Source organism: Streptomyces soli (genome assembly GCF_003999195.1).
GTDB lineage: Bacteria > Actinomycetota > Actinomycetes > Streptomycetales > Streptomycetaceae > Actinacidiphila > Actinacidiphila soli.
This window is the reverse complement of record NZ_RJVR01000103.1, coordinates 15,502-35,060: the sequence shown is the minus strand read 5'-3', so window position 1 is coordinate 35,060 and position 19,559 is coordinate 15,502. Positions and strand designations below refer to the sequence as shown.

Below are 19,559 nucleotides of genomic sequence, written 5' to 3'. Positions count from 1 at the left end.
TCCTAGCGGCCTGGCCCCGGGCCGGGGGTCGGGCCCTCGCCCTGGTCCTTGAGGTGCTCCAGCGCGTCCTTCGCCTTGCCGACGCCGGATCCGAGCTTTCCGGCGTACTTGCCCTTGGTCCGCTCGTCCACCTTGCGCGCGGCCTTCTCCAGCCCGGACTCGATCTTGTCCCCGTGTTGGACGGCGAAGTCGCCCGCCTTGGTTTTCACCTGGCCGGCCTTCGCCTTGAGGGTGTTCTTAAGTCTCATCGATCACCGCTCCTTCCGATGGAAATATGTCATAAACAGCCCATATTAGCCAAGACCCTACCTGCACGCGAGGAAGTCCGCCCTCGCGGTTTGGGAGACTGGGCACGTGAACAACGACGCACCCCGCGTGATCGCCGTCGTCGGTCCCACCGCGGCCGGCAAGTCCGACCTGGGCGTTGCCCTCGCCCAGGCCCTGAACGGCGAAGTGGTCAATGCCGACTCCATGCAGCTGTACCGCGGCATGGACATCGGCACCGCCAAACTGACCACCGAAGAACGGCAGGGCGTCCCGCACCACCTCCTCGACATCTGGGACGTCACCGAGGCGGCCAGCGTCGCCGAGTACCAGCGCCTCGCCCGCGTCGAGATCGACCGGCTGCACGCGGCAGGCCGCATCCCCGTCCTGGTCGGCGGCTCGGGCCTGTACGTACGGGCCGCCATCGACGCCCTGGAGTTCCCCGGCACCGACCCGGACGTACGCGCCCGCCTCGAAGCCGAACTCGCGGCCGACGGCACGGGTCCGCTGCACGCCCGCCTTGCCGCCGTGGACCCCGGGGCGGCCCGCGCGATCCTGCCCAGCAACGGCCGCCGGATCGTCCGCGCCCTGGAGGTCGTCGAGATCACCGGACGCCCCTTCACGGCCAATCTGCCCGGCCACGACCCCGTGTACGACACCGTGCAGATCGGCGTGGACGTCCCCCGCCCCGAGCTCGACGAGCGCATCACGCTCCGTGTCGACCGGATGTGGGACGCCGGGCTCGTCGGCGAGGTCGAGGCCCTGGAGAAGACGGGTCTGCGGGACGGCAGGACGGCCTCCCGGGCCCTGGGTTACCAACAGGTACTGGCCGCGCTCGCGGGGGAGTGCACGGACGCGGAGGCGCGCGCCGAGACCGTACGCGCCACCAAGCGCTTCGCGCGCCGTCAGGATTCGTGGTTCCGCCGTGACCAGCGGGTGCACTGGCTCACGGCGCGCGGCACGGAACTGACAGAACAGGCGCTGGTGTTGCTGGGCCACGCGGTCACAGCCTGATCACGTGATGGCATCGGGACGCTCCAGCGGCACTTGACGCCTCCTCGCCCGTGCCATCATCGAGCATCGGGCTACGGTGTCGGACGTTTGGAGGGCGCGTGGCGATGGAGGCCGGCCCTCGCGACAGACCGCAACCGGACCACGGGCACGGGAGTTCCGCCGATGTGCCGGAGCTGGTTGTCGACGGGCCTCTGGACGAGCCGCTCGAGGGATCGCTTGGCGGCCCTCTCGCCGGCCCTCTCGACGAGGAGCCGGACGGATCGGGCGGCGCCGTCGAGGGCGAGGAGTCCTTCCGCGAACTGCGACCGCAGCGCCGCCTGAGGATCTGGCAGCTCACGCCGATCATCGCGCTCGCGACCGTCGGCTCCCTGATGTTCGCCTTCCCGCTCGCCTTCGAGTTCGGCGACAGCGGCGCCGTCGTCGCCATGCTCGGCCTGCTGCTCTGCTGCTGCTCCGCCGGCTGGGGCATCATGGCCGCCCGCCGCGTCGGCTACGCCTGGCCCGGGCTCCCCGCTCGAGGCTCGGGAAGCCGCCCCGACTGGCGCTTCGTCGTGCTCTACGCCGCGATCACCGTTCTGCTCGCCGTCCTGGCCTTCTGGCGGGTCGCCCGGCTCCGCTAGCGGCCACGTACGATCGGATACGTGACTACCGCAGCACAGGGCCTGCCCTTCCTCAAGGGCCACGGCACCGAGAATGACTTCGTGATCGTCCCCGACCCCGACGGGCGGATCGAGCTGTCCCCGGAGGACGTGGCGCGGCTGTGCGACCGGCGCGCCGGGATCGGCGGTGACGGCATGCTGCGGGTCGTACGGTCGGCGGCGCACCCGGAGGCGGCGGCGATGGCCGACGAGGCCGAGTGGTTCATGGACTACCGCAACGGCGACGGCAGCATCGCCGAGATGTGCGGCAACGGCGTACGGGTCTTCGCCCGGTATCTGCAGCGCGCCGGGCTCGCCGAGGCCGGGGACCTCGCGGTCGCGACCCGGGCCGGGGTCCGCCGGGTGCACATCGCCAAGGGCGGAGACGGTGACATCACCGTCGACATGGGCAGCGCCCTGCTCCCGCAGGGCGACGTGACGGTCGGCGTCGGCGACCGCACCTGGCCCGCCCGGAACGTCAACATGGGCAATCCGCACGCCGTGGCCTTCGTCGCCGACCTCGCCGAGGCCGGTGACCTCCTCACCGCCCCCGCCACGGTCCCGGCGGAGGCCTATCCGGCAGGCGTCAACGTGGAGTTCGTGGTCGAACGCGGCCCGCGCCATGTGGCGATGCGGGTCCATGAGCGCGGGTCAGGCGAGACCCGCTCGTGCGGCACCGGCGCCTGCGCCGTGATGGTGGCGGCCGCCCGCAGGGACGGCGCGGACCCGGCGGTGACGGGGCGTCCGGTGACGTACACGGTGGATCTGCCGGGCGGCCGAGTGGTGATCACTGAACGGGTCGACGGCACGGTGGAGATGACCGGGCCCGCGGTGATCGTGGCCGAGGGCGTGATCGACCCCGCCTGGCTCGGCGTGAGCCGTACGCCGGCCGGGGACCCCAGCACCTGAACCCGCAAAACGCGCCACTCAAACCGCACGCGTTCCCTCGAACGGGTGATGACGATCACTCTGGGCGAGAGCGCGGCAGCCGCACGTGGTGGGCTCGGTAGCATCAAGCACCGGCACGGATGTGTTCCCGCCGCCGGTCGACGCTGCCGGAGGTGCGATATGAGCGCAGACAACGCAGTGGATGCCGTGTCCAGTGGGGGCGGGCGCGGCAGGCTCATGCTCCGCGGGGCCGATCTGCGCAGACTGGGCCGGGCCGCACTCCTCGGGCCGGGCAGCGGCCGCAGCCGGGTGCCGGACGCCATCGAGCACATCGCCAAGGTGCACCGGGCCCAGCATCCCGGCGCCGACATCGACATCCTCCGCCGCGCCTACGTCCTGGCGGAGTCCTCGCACCGGGGCCAGATGCGCAAGAGCGGCGAGCCGTACATCACCCACCCGCTCGCCGTCACCCTCATCCTCGCCGAACTCGGCGCGGAGACCACGACCTTGACGGCCTCTCTGCTCCACGACACCGTCGAGGACACGGAAGTGACCCTCGACCAGGTCGGCGAGGAGTTCGGCGGGGAGGTCCGCTATCTCGTCGACGGCGTCACCAAGCTGGAGAAGGTCGAATACGGCGCCGCCGCCGAGTCGGAGACCTTCCGCAAGATGCTGGTCGCCACCGGCAACGACGTACGGGTCATGTCCATCAAGCTCGCCGACCGGCTGCACAACATGCGCACCCTCGGCGTCATGCGCCCCGAGAAGCAGGCGCGCATCGCCAAGGTCACCCGCGACGTCCTGATCCCGCTCGCCGAACGGCTGGGCGTGCAGGCGCTCAAGACGGAGTTGGAGGACCTGGTCTTCGCGATCCTGCACCCCGAGGACTACGACCGGACCCGCGAGTCCCTCATCGCGCACGCCGCGCTCCCCGACCCGCTGGAGACGGTCGCTGTCGATGTGCGCGGCGTGCTGCGCGAGGCCGGCATCCCGGCCGAGGTGCTGGTCCGGCCCCGCCATGCCGTCTCCGTGCACCGGGTGCGGGTCAAACGCGGCGGGATCCGGCCCGGCAGCTGCCAGTTCGGCCGGATCCTGGTGCTCGTCGGCGAGGACGCGGACTGCTACGCGGTGCTGGGCGAGCTGCACACCTGCTTCACGCCGGTCATCGCGGAGTTCAAGGACTTCATCGCGGCCCCCAAGTTCAACCTCTACCAGTCGCTGCACACCGCCATCGCCGACGGCAAGGGCGAGATCGCCGAAGTCCTGGTCCGTACACGGCAGATGCACAAGGTCGCCGAGGCCGGCGTCGTCGCGCTCGGCAATCCGTACGCGGTGGGCGAAGCCCCGGTGACGACGGACGGCGAGCGCGTCGACCCCACCCAGCCAGGCTGGCTCTCCCGGCTGCTGGACTGGCAGCGCGACGCCCCCGACTCCGACACCTTCTGGAGCGCCCTGCGCGACGAGCTCGCCCAGGACCGCGAGATCACCGTCTTCTCCGCCGACGGCGGCACCGTCGGCCTCACCGACGGCGCGACCTGCGTGGACGCCGCGTACGCGCTGCACGGGGAGGCCGCCCATGCCTGCGTCGGCAGCCGGGTCAACGGGCGGCTCGCCCCGCTGAGCACGGTGCTGCGCGACGGCGACACCCTGCAGCTGCTGATGGGCGCCGAGGGCCCGGGCAGTGACGTGTACGGCCCCTCGCCGGACTGGCTGGAGCACGCCCGCACCCCCGCCGCCCGAATCGCCATCACCCGCTGGCTGGACGCCCACCCCGCCTCGGCCGCGGAGGCCGCCCCCGCCGCCCCCGCCGTGCGCGCCGCCGCCGCCGTCACCTCCCGCGCCGCCGACCCCGTCGCCGAGACCGATCTGCCGGGGGCGGCCGTGCGGTTGGCCCGCTGCTGCACCCCGGTGCCGCCGGACGCCGTCACGGGCTTCGTCATCCGGGGCGGCACGGTCGCCGTGCACCGCAGCGAGTGCCCGACCGCCGACCGTATGGCTAGTGCCGGCCGTGACCAGGTCCCCGTGCGCTGGCGCATCGGCACCGCCGGCTCCGGCTACCGCGCGACCCTGCTCGCCGAGGCACTCGGCCGTCCCCGCCTGCTGGCCGACCTCACCGAGGTCATCGCAGGCCAGGGCGTCGGCATCGTCTTCGCGGCCGTCGAGCCACCGCAGGAGCACCGCGTCCGCCACACCTACACCGTCGAGCTGCCCGACGCCGAGGCGCTGCCCGCCCTGATGCGGGCCATGCGGGCGGTCCCGGGGGTCTACGACGTCTACCGGGCGCAGCGGCAGGTGGCCGCCGTCCGGGCCTAGTCCGCTGCCCAGGGCAGCCGGGCCTTGGGTCGGGCCGGTGGCCAGAGGGGCTGCCACCCGTTCGGGTGGGATGCGGACGCGCCGCCAGCGTAGGCGTACGGCCTGCTGATAGCCGTATTGCATGATCGGACACTATGCGCGTCGAGGTACACTCACCGCCTTCGCGGTGCTCGTTCTGACCGCCGCGGCCCTGCCCGGTGGCGCCTCCCCCGCAGGGGTGGGCGACCGGCTGTACCCGGACCTGGGCAACGCCGGATACGACGTCTTCAACTACGACATCACCTTCGATTACCACGGCAACGACCAGCCGCTCGACGCCGTCACCCGCATCGACGCCCTCGCCAAGGACAACCTCACCAGCTTCGACCTCGACTTCGCCCGCGGCACGGTCCGCTCGGTCCAGGTCAACGGCCGCCCCGCCCAGTACTCCACCGAGCGCGAGGAGCTGGTGATCACCCCGGGGATGCCCGTGCCGGCCGGCAGCCGGCTGCGTATCACCGTCACCCACACCAGCGACCCCAAGGCCGGCGACGACGGCGGCTGGATCCGCACCCCCGACGGGCTCGCCATGGCGAACCAGGCCGACGCCGCCCACCGGGTCTTCCCCTGCAGCGACCACCCCTCCGACAAGGCGCGCTTCGCCTTCCACGTCACCGCCCCCAAGGACCTCACCGTCGTCGCCAACGGCCTGCGCGAGGCCGAGGTGACCGGGGGGCCCGCCACCACCTGGACGTACCGGACCAGCCACCCCATGGCCACCGAGCTGGCCCAGGTCTCGATCGGCCACTCCACCGTCCTGCACCGCACCGGCCCGCACGGCCTGCCGCTGCGCGACGTCATCGGCGCCGCCGACAACGACAAGGACAAGCTGGAAAAGCGGCTCGCCCTGACCTCCGGGCAGATCGACTGGATGGAGAAGCAGGTCGGCCCGTACCCCTTCGAGACGTACGGCATTCTCAGCGTCGACACCACCACCGGCTTCGAGCTGGAGACCGAGACCCTCTCCCTCTTCGAGCGCCACGTGCTGCTCGCCTCCGAGGCCGACACTGCCCCGGTCATGGTCCACGAGCTGGCCCACCAGTGGTTCGGCGACAGCGTCACCCCCGCCTCCTGGTCCGACGTATGGCTCAACGAGGGCCACGCCACCTGGTACCAGTGGCTGTACGCCGCCGAGAAGTACGGCCTCAAGCTCGAGGACCTGGTCCGCACCGCCTACCGCGGCGACCGCAAGGTCCGCGACGCCGGCGGCCCGCCCGCCGCCCCCCTGCCCCCCGCCGCGAACGACAAGCTCGGCATCTTCCGGCCCAATATCTACGTCAGCGGTGCCCTCGCCCTGTACGCACTCCGCACCGAGATCGGCCCCGCCGCCTTCAAGCGCCTGGAGCGCGCCTGGGTCACCCGCCACCGCGACGGCAACGCCTCGACCAGGGACTTCATCGCCCTCGCCTCCCAGATCAGCGGCCGCGACCTGACCGGCTTCCTGGACGCGTGGCTGTACGGCAAGGACACCCCGCCGATGCCGGGGCACTCCGACTGGAAGAGCGACGGCACGGCCCCCGCCACGAGCAAGCCGCACGGCGTGAGCATCACAAAACATGCGTGACGCGGGGTGAGCGCCCGTGCGACCATCGTGCGAGGGGAATCCTCCGGGCCCGCCCGGTGTTGGAAACCCCAGGACATCTGCCCGCCACCGAGCAAAGGATCCAATGACCTCCTCCACTTCTTCTTCTCCGGAAACCCGTGGCCTTCGGGCCGAAGCCCTGATGGAAGAGGACGCCGCCTGGGGCTACGAGATCGACGGCGAGCGTGACGGCGACCAGTTTGACCGTTCCGACCGTGCGTCGCTCCGCCGAGTCGCGGGACTTTCCACCGAGCTCGAAGACGTCACCGAGGTCGAATACCGTCAGCTTCGCCTGGAGCGGGTCGTCCTGGTCGGCGTCTGGACGGACGGCACCGCGGACGACGCCGAGAACTCGCTGGCCGAGCTCGCGGCCCTCGCCGAGACAGCGGGCGCCCTCGTCCTCGACGGCGTGATCCAGCGCCGCGACAAGCCCGACCCGGCCACGTACATCGGATCCGGCAAGGCGCAGGAGCTCCGGGAGATCGTCCTGGAGTCCGGCGCCGACACCGTGGTCTGCGACGGTGAGCTCAGCCCGGGCCAGCTCATCCACCTGGAAGACGTCGTCAAGGTCAAGGTGGTCGACCGCACCGCCCTGATCCTCGACATCTTCGCCCAGCACGCCAAGAGCCGTGAGGGCAAGGCGCAGGTCTCGCTCGCGCAGATGCAGTACATGCTGCCGAGGCTGCGCGGCTGGGGCCAGTCGCTGTCCCGGCAGATGGGTGGCGGTGGCTCCGGCTCCTCGGGCGGCGGTATGGCCACCCGTGGTCCCGGTGAGACCAAGATCGAGACCGACCGGCGTCGTATTCGCGAGAAGATGGCGAAGATGCGCCGGGAGATCGCGGAGATGAAGACCAGCCGCGACCTCAAGCGCCAGGAGCGCAAGCGCCACAAGGTGCCCTCGGTCGCGATCGCCGGCTACACCAACGCCGGCAAGTCCTCGCTGCTCAACCGGCTCACCGGCGCGGGCGTCCTGGTGGAGAACTCGCTGTTCGCCACCCTCGACCCCACCGTGCGCCGGGCCGAGACGCCCAGCGGGCGGCTCTACACGCTGGCCGACACCGTCGGCTTCGTACGCCATCTGCCGCACCACCTCGTCGAGGCCTTCCGCTCGACGATGGAGGAGGTCGGCGACGCGGACCTCATCCTGCATGTGGTCGACGGCTCGCACCCGGTGCCGGAGGAGCAGCTCGCCGCCGTACGCGAGGTCTTCCGCGATGTCGGCGCGCTGGACGTGCCCGAGATCGTGGTGGTCAACAAGGCGGACGCGGCGGACCCGCTGGTACTGCAGCGCCTGCTGCGCAACGAGAAGCATGCCATCGCGGTCTCCGCGCGCAGCGGCCTGGGCATCCAGGAGCTGCTCGAGCTGATCGACGAGGAACTGCCGCGCCCGGCTGTCACGATCGAGGCGCTCGTCCCGTACACGCACGGCGGACTGGTCGCCCGGGCGCATGCCGACGGCGAGGTGCTCTCCGAGGAGCACACCGGCGAGGGCACGCTGCTCAAGGCGCGGGTCCATGACGAGCTGGCCGCGGACCTGGGGCCGTACGCGCTGGTCGCGCGGCGCTGATCCCGCGTAGTCGTACGACGAAGGCCCGCTCCCTGGATGGGGGGGCGGGCCTTCGCCATCAGCTATGAGGAGCGGACCTTGTCGAAGAGGGACTTGGCCTGGGAGCCGAGATGCGGTCCCGCCAGCCAGGTGTGGGCGTCGGCCGGGCCGATCGAGGTGTTGCTGACCAGCGCAGTCGTGCCGTCCGCCTTCCTGGCGAACCAGCCGCCGCCCGAGGCACCGGCGGTCATGGTGCAGCCCACCCAGTTCATGGTCGGCGAGTCCGAGGTGAGCTTCAGCCGGACCGGGTCGGCGGTGCAGCTGTACTGCTGGTAGCCGTAGCCGTCGAAGGGGGCGGCGGCGGGGTAGCCGTCGGCCCGGAGGCTGTTGATGCCGTCGGCGGTGGGGGCGTTGAACCACACCGGGACGGAGGCGCCGACCGTCTCCTCCAGGGACTTGGTCGAGTCCGGGTTGGTCACCTTCAGCACGGCGAAGTCGTACGGATAGGCGGTGCTGGTCGCCGAGGACTCGCCACCGCCGTCGATCCATTGCTGCGAGGTGCCGGCCTTCTGCGCCCACCAGGTGCCGTACGGGGCGAGCTGCGCCTTGGTGGCGGTCTTCAGTGCGGAGCCGGTCAGGCCCGTGTCGTTGAAGGACGGTACGAAGACGATGTTGCGGTACCAGCCGCCCGAGGCGCCGGCGTGCACGCAGTGCCCGGCGGTCCACACGAGGTTGCTCTTGCCCGGGTGGGCGGGGTCGCGCACGACGGTGGCGGAGCAGACCGCCTGGCCCTCGGGCATGTCGAAGAGCAGCTTGCCGGTCGCGGGGGAGGCGCTGTGGTACGGCGTGGACAGCTGCTTGGCGTTGACCGCCGACGGCTGAGGGTCGGTGGTGCCGCTGTCGGCGCTGGAGACGTCGGACGTGTCCTGGTCCTCGGCCGGGGTCTTGTCGGCGTGGCGCAGGCGGTCCGCGTCCCAGAGGTTCTTGATGATCGGGTTGATGAAGTCGGCCGCGTCCCGCAGCCACTTCTCCTTGTCCCAGTTCTTCCAGCCACCCTTCTTCAGGGCGTCCTTCCACTTGCCGAGGTCCTCGGCACTGGTGGGGAGGGAGGTGGGGAGCTTCAGGCCGCTGGTGCCCGAAGTGGTCGCGGACGGGCTCGGCTTGTCGTCCGCTGTGTTGTCGGACGGCCCGCATGCTGTGGCGGTCACCGCGAGTATTGCGGCGACGGCGGCCGCGGCGACGGCTGGCCGTATGGATGGCATGGGTGGATCCCCCTGTTGTGAACATGACTTCCGCCCGGTGACGGGCAACGCCCAACTATGCCGGTGTGGTTGAGGACGGCCACGGGCGGGTCTGTGGTTCCGTTGTGAGGATCTTGAGCGCAGGCAGTTGCCCGCGAGCGCGGCCGGTCGTTGGAGGTGGCGGGGGGAGCCGCCGCCGATGCCGAGGAGTGAGTGCGTGGCCGCCATTTCGAGCGCGCCGGAGCGACTGCCGGGCCAACTGGCTGGCCCGGCCGACGACTTCGCCGAGGGGGACGGCATCCTGCGGCGCCAGTCGCTGCGCGAGTCCGGGGCCAGGACGTACGCCCGTTCGCTGCCCGTCGTCCCGGTCCGGGCCCGTGGCATGACGGTCGAGGGTGCCGACGGCCGCCGCTATCTCGACTGCCTCTGCGGCGCGGGCACGCTGGCGCTCGGCCACAACCACCCGGTGGTCTTGGAGGCGATCCGCGAAGTCCTCGACTCCGGGGCGCCGTTGCATGTCCTCGACCTCGCCACCCCGGTCAAGGACGCTTTCACCACGGCCCTGTTCGAGACCCTGCCCCGGGAGCTGGCCGAGCACGGACGCGTCCAGTTCTGCGGACCTGCCGGTACGGACGCGGTCGAGGCCGCCATCAAGCTCGTACGTACCGCCACCGGGCGCAGCGGCCTGCTCGCCTTCTCCGGGGCCTACCACGGCATGACCGCCGCCGCCCTGGCCGCCACCGGCGACACGGCGGTGCGGGGCGCGGCGGGCGAGGCCGCCGGCGCGCTGGTGACCCGGCTGCCCTACCCGTACGACTACCGGTGCCCCTTCGGTGTCGGCGGCGACCGGGGCGCGGAGCTGGGCACCCGGCTCACGGCGAATATGCTGGACGACCCCAAGGGCGGCATCCAGCCGCCCGCCGGCATGATCCTCGAGCCGGTCCAGGGCGAGGGCGGGGTCATCGCGGCGCCGGACTCCTGGCTGCGCCGGATGCGGGAGATCACCGCATCCCGCAGCATCCCGCTGATCGCCGACGAGGTGCAGACCGGTGTCGGCCGCACCGGCGCCTTCTGGGCGGTCGAGCACAGCGGCATCGTCCCGGACGTGATGGTGCTGTCCAAGGCCGTCGGCGGCAGCCTCCCGCTCGCCGTCATCGTCTACCGCGAAGAGCTCGACACCTGGCGCCCCGGCGCCCACGCCGGCACCTTCCGAGGCAATCAGCTGGCGATGGCCGCCGGTGCCGCCACCCTCATGTACGTACGCGAGCAGGGCCTCGCCGGTCGCGCCGCTCGGCTCGGCGAAGGGATGCTCGCCCGGCTCCGCGGCCTCGGCGCCCACCACTCCTGCGTCGGTGACGTCCGAGGGCGGGGCCTCATGCTCGGCCTCGAACTCGTCGACACCGCCGGTGAACCCGACGACCACGGCTCGCTGCCCGCCGCCCCCCGCCTCGCGGCCGCCGTCCAACGGGAAGCCCTCCAGCGCGGCCTCATCCTCGAACTCGGCGGTCGGCACTCCGCCGTCATCCGCCTCCTTCCCCCGCTCACCATCACCGACGAACAATCCGAAGCCGTCCTCGACCGCCTCGCCGACGCCATTGCGGCGGCCGAACGCGACACGCGCGAGGGCGCGGCATGACCAGCGCACCACGGCGCGGCTCGGCGGCCTTGAAGCCGCCCCGACTCGCGGCCGCAGGAACGGAGCGAAGCGATGACCGTGCTTCCGGGCACTGACAAACCGGCTGAAGCCGCGGACCAGGCCGCCGTACCGCTGCAGGCGCGGCGCGGGACGGCGACGGACGACCCGCTGGAGCAGGCCGACGCCTATGGCGCAGCCGACGCTGCCGGGGTCGAGGGCCTGCTGCGGTGCTGGGTGCGCGAGACGGGCCTGGCCGAGCCGAGGGACGGCGTGCTGCGGGTGTCGTTCGCGGCCAGCGGGACCGCGCTGCGGGTCAGGGTGCGGCACTGGTCGGCCGTGGGCTACCACCGCTTCGGGACCGCGCGGTTCGAGGCCGGCGGCCCACCCGCGGACGCCGTGACCGTGGCTGCCCTGATCGCGCGGGAGGCGGCGGCCGGGGCCGAGCTGGTCGGGCCGGACGGCGCGGACCTGGTGGGCCGGGTGGTGGACTCCGTACGGCGGACGGCCGTCTTCATCACCGAACGCCGTGCCGCACCCGCGGGCCCCGCGAACACGCACCCCTTCCTCGACGCCGAGCAGGCACTGATCCTGGGCCACCCCCTCCACCCCACGCCCAAGGGCCGCGAAGGCCTCTCCGAGGCGGAGGCCCGCGACTACTCGCCCGAACTGCGCGGCGCCTTTCCCCTTCACTGGCTGGCCGTCGACGGGTCCGCCCTGGCCATGGACTCCGCCTGGACCGAACGCGGCCGCCCGGTCGCCGCGGACCAGCTCCTCGCGGGACTCGCCGGACCGGCCGGGCTCGCCGGCGGCCCGGGCCTGCGCCTGCCTGAGGGCACCGCGCCGCTGCCGATGCACCCGTGGCAGGCCGAGGACATCCGGCATCGCCCCGACGCCCGGGCGCTCTTCGACGCGGGCCTGCTCCACGACCTCGGCCCCGCCGGGGACCCCTGGCACCCCACCTCCTCCGTACGCACCGTCTACCGGCCCGGCGCGCCCGCGATGCTGAAGCTGTCCCTGGGCCTGCGTATCACCAACTCCCGCCGGGAGAACCTCCGCAAGGAGCTGCGCCGGGGGGTCGAGGTGCACCGGCTACTGCGCAGCGGACTCGCCGAGCAGTGGCGCGCGGCGCACCCGGGCTTCGACATCGTGCGCGACCCCGCCTGGCTCGCCGTCAACACCCCCGACGACGGCGAACCGGTCCAGGGCCTGGACGTCGTCCTCCGCCACAATCCCTTCGGCCCCACCGACGACGCCGCCTGCGTCGCAGGGCTGACCTCCCCCCGCCCCTGGCCCGGCGCACCGGACACCGCCCTGCGCTCCCGTCTCGGACAGCTCGTCGCCCACCTCGCCGCCCGCACCCGGCGCCCTGCGGCGGCCGTGGCGGCGGAGTGGTTCCTGCGCTACCTCGAAGCGGTCGTCCAGCCCATCCTGTGGCTCGACGGCGAGGCCGGCATCGCCCTCGAGGCGCACCAGCAGAACACCTTGGTCCTCCTGGACGCCGACGGCTGGCCCCGCGGCGGCCGCTACCGCGACAACCAGGGCTACTACTACCGCGAGAGCCACCGCGAGGCGCTCGACCGCCGCCTCCCGGGCATCGGCTCCGAAAGCGACACCTTCGTCGCCGACGCCGTCGCCGACGAGCGCATCGCCTACTACGTCGGTATCAACAACGTCCTCGGCCTCATCGGCGCCTTCGGCTCCCAGCAGCTCGCCGACGAGCAGGTGCTGATCGCCGCCTTCCGCGGCTTCCTGGCCAAGGCCGCCGCCACCGGACTCTCCGGCCTGCCCGCCCGGCTCCTGGAGGCCCCCGTCCTGCGCTGCAAGGCGAACCTCCTCACCCGGCTGCACGGTATGGACGAGCTTGTCGGCCCGGTCGACACCCAGTCCGTGTACGTCACTATCCCCAACCCCCTTGTGTGAATCGCCCTGACAGGAGGCCGCTGCGATGCCGACCGCCGACGCCGGCCCTGACGACACCCTCGACCTCACGCTGCCGCCCGAGGTCCTCGTCCTCTTCCCCGACGACCCCGATGACCCCGCCGTCGGGCCGGGCCTGCCGACCCGGGTCGACGACCTGCTCGACGGCGTGGCCGACTGGAGCCCGGCCGACACCCCCGCCGGCACCTTCCGGCTCGTACCTGTACGCCCGGAACGCGACCTGCGGATCCTGACCCGCTGGATGAACGACCCGGCCGTGGCCGAATTCTGGGAACTGGACGGCCCGCCCGAGGTCACCGAGAGGCATCTGCGCGCCCAGCTCAACGGCGACGGCCGCAGTGTCCCCTGCCTGGGCGTCCTCGACGACACTCCCATGAGTTACTGGGAGATCTACCGGGCCGACCTCGACCCCGTCGCCCGCTACTACCCGGCCAGGCCGCACGACACCGGCGTCCACCTCCTCGTCGGCGGGGTCGCCGATCGCGCCCGGGGCCTGGGCGCGACGCTCCTGCGAGCCGTCGCCGACCAGATCCTCGACCACCGGCCCGGCTGCGCCCGCGTCATCGCCGAACCCGACCTCCGCAACACCCCCTCTGTCGCCGCCTTCCTCACGGCCGGCTTCCGCCTCTCCGCCGAGATCGAGCTGCCCGCCAAGCGCGCGGCCCTCATGATCCGCGACCGCGTACTACGTCACCTCCTCTGAACATCCTCCGACTGGAGCCAAGAACGTGCTGCACCTTCCCCAGGAACTCGACGAGGAGACCTGGCACCGCGTCGCCCGCCGCTTACTCGCCAAGCTCCTCTCCGAATTCGCCTACGAAGAAGTGCTCGCCCCCGAGCCGGATCCCGCCCACGGCCCTGACGCCTACCGCCTCCCCCTCACCGCCGACCTCACCTACCGCTTCCACGCCGGCCGCGGCGTGTACGGCAGTTGGCGCGTCGACCCCGCCTCGATCACCCCCACCGGCGACCCCTTCCACTTCGTCACCCACGCCCACGACACCGTCCTCGGCATCGACGGCGGCACCCTCGGCCACCTCCTGCGCGAGCTCAGCGCCACCCTCGCCGCCGACGCCCGCCTCGACCGCAGCTGCGCCACCGCCGCCCAGCTGGCCGACCTCGGCTACGCCGCCCTCGAGGGTCACCAGACCGGCCACCCCTGGCTGGTCCTCAACAAGGGCCGGCTCGGCTTCTCCGCCGCCGACGCCGCCCACTGGACCCCCGAGGCCCGCCACCCTCAGCCCCTTCCCTGGATCGCCGCCCGCACCGGCCTGGCCAGCTACCGGGGCACCGCCGGCCTCGAAGACCCCGCCCGGCTCTACGCACGCGAACTCGCCCCGGACACCCTCCGGACCTTCGACGCGGTGCTCAGGGGCCAGGGCCTCGACCCCGCCGACTACCTCTATCTGCCCGTCCACCCCTGGCAGTGGGACGAAATCGTCGTACCACTCTTCACCCCCTCAATCGCGGACAGAAGCATCGTCCCACTGCCCACTGACAATGACCTCCGACTGCCCCAGCAGTCCATCCGCACCTTCCTCAACATCACCCGCCCCGACCGCCTCACCGTCAAGCTCCCGCTCGCCATCCTCAACACCCTCGTCTGGCGCGGCCTGCCCACCGAACGCACCCTCGCCGCCCCCGCCGTCACCGCCTGGGTGCACGGCCTGCGCGACGCCGACCCCTTCCTCCGCGACGAGACCCGGGTCGTCCTGCTCGGCGAAGTTGCCTCCGTAACCGTCGAGCACCCCGTCTACGACCGCCTGCCCTCGGTCCCGTACCAGTACAAGGAGCTCCTCGGCGCGATCTGGCGTGAACCGCTCACCCGCCACCTCGCCCCCGGGGAACGGGCCCGCACCCTGGCCGCCCTGCTCCACACCGACCGTGAGGGCCGCTCCTTCACCGCTGAGCTCGTCGCCCGCTCCGGGCTCGAGCCGCGCGTCTGGCTGCGCCGGCTGTTCGCGGCCCTGCTGCCCCCGCTGCTGCACTTCCTCTACCAGTACGGCACCGTCTTCTCGCCGCACGGCGAGAACGCCATCGTCGTCTTCGACGACCACGACATCCCGGTGCGCCTCGCCGTCAAGGACTTCGTCGACGACGTCAACATCAGCGCCGAACCGCTGCCCGAGCACACCTCGATGCCCGACGACGTACGGGCGGTGCTGCTCACCGAGGAGCCTGCGTTTCTTACGCAGTTCATCCATTCCGGGCTCTTCATCGGGGTGTTCAGATACCTGAGCCCGCTCTGCGAGGAACAACTCGGCGTCCCCGAGCAGGAGTTCTGGGCCCTCGTACGCGACGAGGTCGTCCGCCACCACGAACGCTTCCCGCACCTCAAGGAGCGCTTCGCCGCCTTCGACCTGCTGGTCCCGCGCATCGACCGGCTCTGCCTCAACCGCAACCGCCTCCACCTCGACGGCTACCGTGATCGTTCCGAGCGGCCGCATGCCGCCGTCCACGGCACCGTCGAGAACCCTCTGCACGCTCTGTGACGGCGCACGCGTTGTCAGTGGTGCCCCTTAGTCTGGTGGGCCTATGACGAAGCCCGCCCTTTCCGACCTCCTCCACGCTGCCGTCACCGCGGTCGGCGGCGTGGAGCGCCCTGGCCAGGTCACCATGGCCGAAGCCGTCGAGTCCGCTGTCGACGACGGCTCCCATCTGCTGGTCCAGGCCGGCACCGGCACCGGAAAGTCCCTCGGCTATCTGGTGCCGGCGCTCGCGCACGGCGAGCGCGTGGTGGTCGCCACCGCGACCATCGCCCTGCAGCGTCAGCTCGTCCAGCGCGACCTGCCGCGCACCGTGGAGGCACTGCATCCGCTGCTGCGTCGCGAGCCGCAGTACGCGATGCTCAAAGGCCGCTCGAACTATCTGTGCCTGCACCGGCTCCACGAAGGCGCCCCGGAGGACGAGGGCGACGGCCTCTTCGACCAGTTCGAGGCCGCCGCGCCCACCAGCAAGCTCGGCAAGGACCTGCTGCGGCTGCGCGACTGGTCGGACGAGACCGAGACCGGTGACCGCGACGACCTCACCCCCGGCGTCTCCGACCGCGCCTGGTCCCAGATCTCCGTCACCTCCCGCGAATGCCTGGGCGCCCAGCGCTGCGCGTACGGCGCCGAGTGCTTCGCCGAGGCCGCACGCGAGCGCGCCAAGCTCGCCGACGTCGTCGTCACCAACCACGCCCTGCTGGCCATCGATGCCCTCGAAAGCGCCCCCGTACTGCCCCCGCACGAAGTGCTGATCGTCGACGAGGCCCACGAGCTGGTCTCCCGGGTCACTGGCGTCGCCACCGGCGAGCTCACCCCCGGCCGCGTCAACCGCGCCGTCAAGCTGGCCTCCAAGCTGGTCAACGAGAAGGCTGCCGACGCCCTGCTCAGCGCCTCCGAGGGCTTCGAACGGCTCATGGAGCTGGCGCTCCCCGGCCGCCTCGAAGAAGTCCCCGAGGACCTGACGTACGCCCTCATGGCGCTGCGCGACGCATGCCGCCTGGTGCTCACCTCGCTAGGCGAGACCCGCGACCGCTCCGTCCAGGACGAGGACGCCGTGCGCAAGCTGGCCCGCGCCTCCATCGAGAACGTCCACGAGGTCGCTGAGCGCATCGTCGAGGGCTCCGAATACGACGTGCTCTGGTACGAGCGCCACGACCGCTTCGGCGCGTCACTGCGTGTCGCCCCGCTCAATGTCTCCGGGCTGCTCCGCGAGAAGCTCTTCAACGAGCGCTCCGTCGTCCTCACCTCCGCCACCCTCCGGATCGGCCGCGACTTCAACGGCGTCGCCGCCTCCCTCGGCCTTCCCCCCGAGGGCACGCCGAGCACGGAGGAGGGGGCCGAGGACGTTCTGCAGTGGAAGGGCCTCGACGTCGGCTCGCCCTTCGACTACCGCAAGCAGGGCATCCTCTACGTCGCCAAGCACCTCTCCCAGCCCGGCCGGGACAGCGGCCGCGAGGACATGCTGGATGAGCTGGCCGAGCTGATCGAAGCCGCCGGCGGCCGCACCCTCGGCCTCTTCTCCTCGATGCGCGGCGCCCAGGCGGCCGCCGAGTCACTGCGCGGCCGGCTCGACCACCCCATCCTGCTCCAGGGTGAGGAGACCCTCGGCGAGCTGATCCGCCGCTTCGCCGACGACGCCCGTACCTGCCTCTTCGGCACCCTCTCCCTCTGGCAGGGCGTGGACGTACCGGGCGTGAACTGCCAGTTGGTCGTCATGGACCGGATCCCCTTTCCCCGCCCCGACGATCCGCTGATGAGCGCCCGCCAGCGCGATGTCGAGCAGCGCGGCGGCAATGGCTTTATGGCTGTCGCCGCCACCCACGCCGCCCTCCTGATGGCCCAGGGCGCCGGCCGCCTCATCCGCGCCACCGGCGACCGCGGCGTCGTCGCTGTCCTCGACCCCCGCCTCGCCAACGCCCGTTACGGCAGCTTCCTGCGCAGCACCATGCCCGACCTCTGGTACACCACCGATCGGAACGTCGTACGGAAGTCCCTGGCCGCGATCGACGCGGCAGCAATGACGGACACGGAGTAACCACCACCATCAATTGAGAACCCCAAGGGCGAGCAACCCCTGCCGCGACAGCGGCGGCGCCTAGCCGCAAAAGTAGGCCCCGGAACCGGCGCAGTGGTTCCGGGGCCCGGTACTAGGGCGGGGTCGTGGTCAGACCCGGCGCAGCACGGCCACCACCTTGCCGAGGATGGTCGCCTCGTCGCCGGGGATGGGCTGGTAGGCGGCGTTGTGCGGCATCAGCCACACATGGCCGTCCTCGCGCTTGAACCGCTTGACGGTGGCTTCGCCGTCGAGCATGGCTGCAACGATGTCGCCGTTCTCGGCGACCGGCTGACGGCGCACGGTGACCCAGTCGCCGTCCACGATGGCCGCCTCGGTCATCGAGTCACCGACGACCTTGAGCACGAACAGCTCGCCGTCGCCGACCAGCTGACGCGGCAGCGGGAAGACGTCCTCCACCGATTCCTCGGCCAGGATCGGGCCACCGGCCGCGATCCGGCCGACCAGCGGCACGTACGACGCCGAGGGTTTGCCGGCGGTGTCGGTGGGCTGCACCGACGTCGAGTCCGATCCGCGCACTTCGTAGGCGCGCGGGCGGTGCGGGTCCCGGCGAAGGAATCCCTTCCGCTCCAGGGCCATCAGCTGGTGAGCCACCGACGAGGTGCTGGAGAGCCCGACCGCCTGCCCGATCTCGCGCATGGACGGCGGGTAGCCGCGGCGCTGGACAGAATCCCGGATCACCTCGATGACCCGGCGCTGTCGGTCGGTCAGTCCGGAGCTGTCCGCCCGGATTCCCGGAGGTCGGCCGGGAAGCGAGCGTGCGGGCTTGGGCGTGTCGTCAGTCATCGCGTCCATCGGGCGTAGCCGGTCCTGGGAGCGGTCCTGGGCGGTCAGTGTGGCGCTGCTTGCGGTGGTGGTCACGGCGGCCCCTCTCGAGTGTTCTCCCTAGTACGACAACGGTAGTTGCTTTCGAAAGGTTGCGCCAAACACACGTTCGAGTGAATTTGTGCAGATCGGCTGACGCGATCAAGGTATTGGGTGTATAGATCGAAAGTAGATTCGATTAATCACGGATGTCCATCGCTCCGCCGCGAAGTGGCCACTATGAGCGCACCGTGACGCCAGGTGTACCCAGTGTGTCAGCCCCGCCCCGCCTCACGCGTCGGGCGCACCTTCGCGTAGGCTCCCGCCGGTCGGCGCGCCGCGACACGCGGTTCCTGGCATTGGGCATCGAGCCACCAGATCTAGTGGTTACATACATGTCGCTCACCCACAAGTAGTGGTTCGGGGTCTCATCGGCCTGCGGAATCGCCTATGCTTGTGACAGCTTCGCGGGGCCCGGAAAGGGCTCTGCGGGCATTGTTGCCGTGCGCTCACCGAGGGTGAGAAGGGAGAAGGAGTCACATGCACTGCCCCTTCTGCAGGCACCCGGACAGCCGCGTCGTCGACAGCCGGACCACCGATGACGGCACCTCGATCCGCCGCCGCCGGCAGTGTCCCGACTGCGGTCGCCGCTTCACCACCGTGGAGACGGCCTCGCTGATGGTCATCAAGCGCAGCGGGGTCACCGAACCCTTCAGCCGTAACAAGGTCATCGCCGGCGTCCGCAAGGCCTGCCAGGGCCGCCCCGTCACCGAGGACGCACTCGCCCAGCTGGGGCAGCGCGTCGAGGAGGCGGTGCGCGCGACCGGCAGCGCCGAGCTGACCACCCACGACGTCGGACTCGCGATACTCGGCCCGCTGCAGGACCTCGACCTGGTCGCTTATCTGCGCTTCGCCTCGGTCTACCGCGCCTTCGACTCGCTGGACGACTTCGAGGCGGCCGTTGCGGAGCTGCGCCGTGAGCAGCGGCCAACGGACGACACCCCAGGGCCCGACGAGGACATGGACGTCCCCGCTCCCGCCCACGCCGCCGACTGACCGGCGGCGGGCAACCAGAGATTTGCCGGGGCACCTGGGG

General features: G+C 71.5%; 15 protein-coding genes. 12 read left to right on the top strand and 3 right to left on the bottom strand.

Annotated elements, in window-relative coordinates; all coding sequences use genetic code 11:
* Positions 1 to 2 precede the first annotated feature (2 nt).
* The gene (locus EFK10_RS08510) at positions 3 to 248 is read right to left on the bottom strand and encodes an antitoxin (RefSeq protein ID WP_127355132.1); all 246 of its coding nucleotides are present in this window, start codon (positions 246 to 248) and stop codon (positions 3 to 5) included.
* Positions 249 to 354: 106 nt separating this feature from the next.
* Between EFK10_RS08510 and miaA the strand changes: the two genes are divergently transcribed.
* From miaA to hflX, 6 genes are all read left to right on the top strand, one after another.
* On the top strand, positions 355 to 1,278 hold the full coding sequence (gene miaA, locus EFK10_RS08505; RefSeq protein ID WP_127355131.1) for a tRNA (adenosine(37)-N6)-dimethylallyltransferase MiaA: 924 nt from the start codon (positions 355 to 357) through the stop codon (positions 1,276 to 1,278).
* 104 nt (positions 1,279 to 1,382) lie between these two features.
* Positions 1,383 to 1,898, top strand: a complete 516-nt coding sequence (locus EFK10_RS08500) for a hypothetical protein (protein WP_206305363.1) — start codon at positions 1,383 to 1,385, stop codon at positions 1,896 to 1,898.
* A gap of 21 nt (positions 1,899 to 1,919) precedes the next feature.
* Complete coding sequence (gene dapF / locus EFK10_RS08495; protein ID WP_127355129.1) at positions 1,920 to 2,825, top strand: diaminopimelate epimerase; 906 nt, start codon at positions 1,920 to 1,922, stop codon at positions 2,823 to 2,825.
* Between the two features lie 159 nt (positions 2,826 to 2,984).
* Complete coding sequence (locus tag EFK10_RS08490; RefSeq protein ID WP_127355128.1) at positions 2,985 to 5,117, top strand: RelA/SpoT family protein; 2,133 nt, start codon at positions 2,985 to 2,987, stop codon at positions 5,115 to 5,117.
* Positions 5,118 to 5,238: 121 nt separating this feature from the next.
* The gene (locus EFK10_RS08485; RefSeq protein WP_127355127.1) at positions 5,239 to 6,720 is read left to right on the top strand and encodes a M1 family metallopeptidase; all 1,482 of its coding nucleotides are present in this window, start codon (positions 5,239 to 5,241) and stop codon (positions 6,718 to 6,720) included.
* A 103-nt stretch (positions 6,721 to 6,823) separates the two neighbouring features.
* Positions 6,824 to 8,305: a GTPase HflX gene (hflX, locus tag EFK10_RS08480; protein ID WP_127355126.1), complete on the top strand. Its 1,482-nt coding sequence runs from the start codon at positions 6,824 to 6,826 to the stop codon at positions 8,303 to 8,305.
* Between the two features lie 62 nt (positions 8,306 to 8,367).
* Here hflX and EFK10_RS08475 read toward each other — a convergent pair whose 3' ends face one another.
* On the bottom strand, positions 8,368 to 9,546 hold the full coding sequence (locus EFK10_RS08475) for a trypsin-like serine peptidase (RefSeq protein ID WP_127355125.1): 1,179 nt from the start codon (positions 9,544 to 9,546) through the stop codon (positions 8,368 to 8,370).
* A 196-nt stretch (positions 9,547 to 9,742) separates the two neighbouring features.
* Here EFK10_RS08475 and EFK10_RS08470 point away from each other — a divergent pair, with 196 nt between their 5' ends.
* From EFK10_RS08470 to EFK10_RS08450, 5 genes are all read left to right on the top strand, one after another.
* The gene (locus EFK10_RS08470; protein ID WP_407647015.1) at positions 9,743 to 11,161 is read left to right on the top strand and encodes a diaminobutyrate--2-oxoglutarate transaminase family protein; all 1,419 of its coding nucleotides are present in this window, start codon (positions 9,743 to 9,745) and stop codon (positions 11,159 to 11,161) included.
* A gap of 72 nt (positions 11,162 to 11,233) precedes the next feature.
* Positions 11,234 to 13,081, top strand: coding sequence for an IucA/IucC family protein (locus EFK10_RS08465; RefSeq protein WP_127355123.1), 1,848 nt, complete (start codon positions 11,234 to 11,236; stop codon positions 13,079 to 13,081).
* A 25-nt stretch (positions 13,082 to 13,106) separates the two neighbouring features.
* Entirely contained in the window at positions 13,107 to 13,802 is a 696-nt protein-coding gene (locus EFK10_RS08460) for a GNAT family N-acetyltransferase (RefSeq protein WP_127355122.1), read from the top strand.
* A 25-nt stretch (positions 13,803 to 13,827) separates the two neighbouring features.
* Positions 13,828 to 15,591, top strand: a complete 1,764-nt coding sequence (locus tag EFK10_RS08455) for an IucA/IucC family protein (protein WP_127355121.1) — start codon at positions 13,828 to 13,830, stop codon at positions 15,589 to 15,591.
* A 43-nt stretch (positions 15,592 to 15,634) separates the two neighbouring features.
* Positions 15,635 to 17,620 (top strand): ATP-dependent DNA helicase, encoded by a 1,986-nt coding sequence (locus tag EFK10_RS08450; protein WP_127355120.1) that lies wholly within the window; start codon positions 15,635 to 15,637, stop codon positions 17,618 to 17,620.
* Between the two features lie 129 nt (positions 17,621 to 17,749).
* Here the strand turns inward: EFK10_RS08450 and lexA are convergent, their stop codons facing one another.
* Entirely contained in the window at positions 17,750 to 18,520 is a 771-nt protein-coding gene (gene lexA, locus EFK10_RS08445) for a transcriptional repressor LexA (RefSeq protein WP_127355119.1), read from the bottom strand.
* Positions 18,521 to 19,003: 483 nt separating this feature from the next.
* Here lexA and nrdR point away from each other — a divergent pair, with 483 nt between their 5' ends.
* Positions 19,004 to 19,519, top strand: coding sequence for a transcriptional regulator NrdR (gene nrdR, locus EFK10_RS08440; RefSeq protein WP_127355118.1), 516 nt, complete (start codon positions 19,004 to 19,006; stop codon positions 19,517 to 19,519).
* The last annotated feature ends 40 nt before the right edge of the window (positions 19,520 to 19,559 follow it).

Coding starts and splice junctions, on each gene's coding strand:
- EFK10_RS08510 (WP_127355132.1), bottom strand. CDS start 248: ATGAGACTTAAGAACACCCTCAAGGCGAAGGCCGGCCAGGTGAAAACC.
- EFK10_RS08500 (WP_206305363.1), top strand. CDS start 1,383: ATGGAGGCCGGCCCTCGCGACAGACCGCAACCGGACCACGGGCACGGG.
- EFK10_RS08490 (WP_127355128.1), top strand. CDS start 2,985: ATGAGCGCAGACAACGCAGTGGATGCCGTGTCCAGTGGGGGCGGGCGC.
- EFK10_RS08485 (WP_127355127.1), top strand. CDS start 5,239: ATGATCGGACACTATGCGCGTCGAGGTACACTCACCGCCTTCGCGGTG.
- hflX (WP_127355126.1), top strand. CDS start 6,824: ATGACCTCCTCCACTTCTTCTTCTCCGGAAACCCGTGGCCTTCGGGCC.
- EFK10_RS08475 (WP_127355125.1), bottom strand. CDS start 9,546: ATGCCATCCATACGGCCAGCCGTCGCCGCGGCCGCCGTCGCCGCAATA.
- EFK10_RS08465 (WP_127355123.1), top strand. CDS start 11,234: ATGACCGTGCTTCCGGGCACTGACAAACCGGCTGAAGCCGCGGACCAG.
- EFK10_RS08460 (WP_127355122.1), top strand. CDS start 13,107: ATGCCGACCGCCGACGCCGGCCCTGACGACACCCTCGACCTCACGCTG.
- EFK10_RS08450 (WP_127355120.1), top strand. CDS start 15,635: ATGACGAAGCCCGCCCTTTCCGACCTCCTCCACGCTGCCGTCACCGCG.
- nrdR (WP_127355118.1), top strand. CDS start 19,004: ATGCACTGCCCCTTCTGCAGGCACCCGGACAGCCGCGTCGTCGACAGC.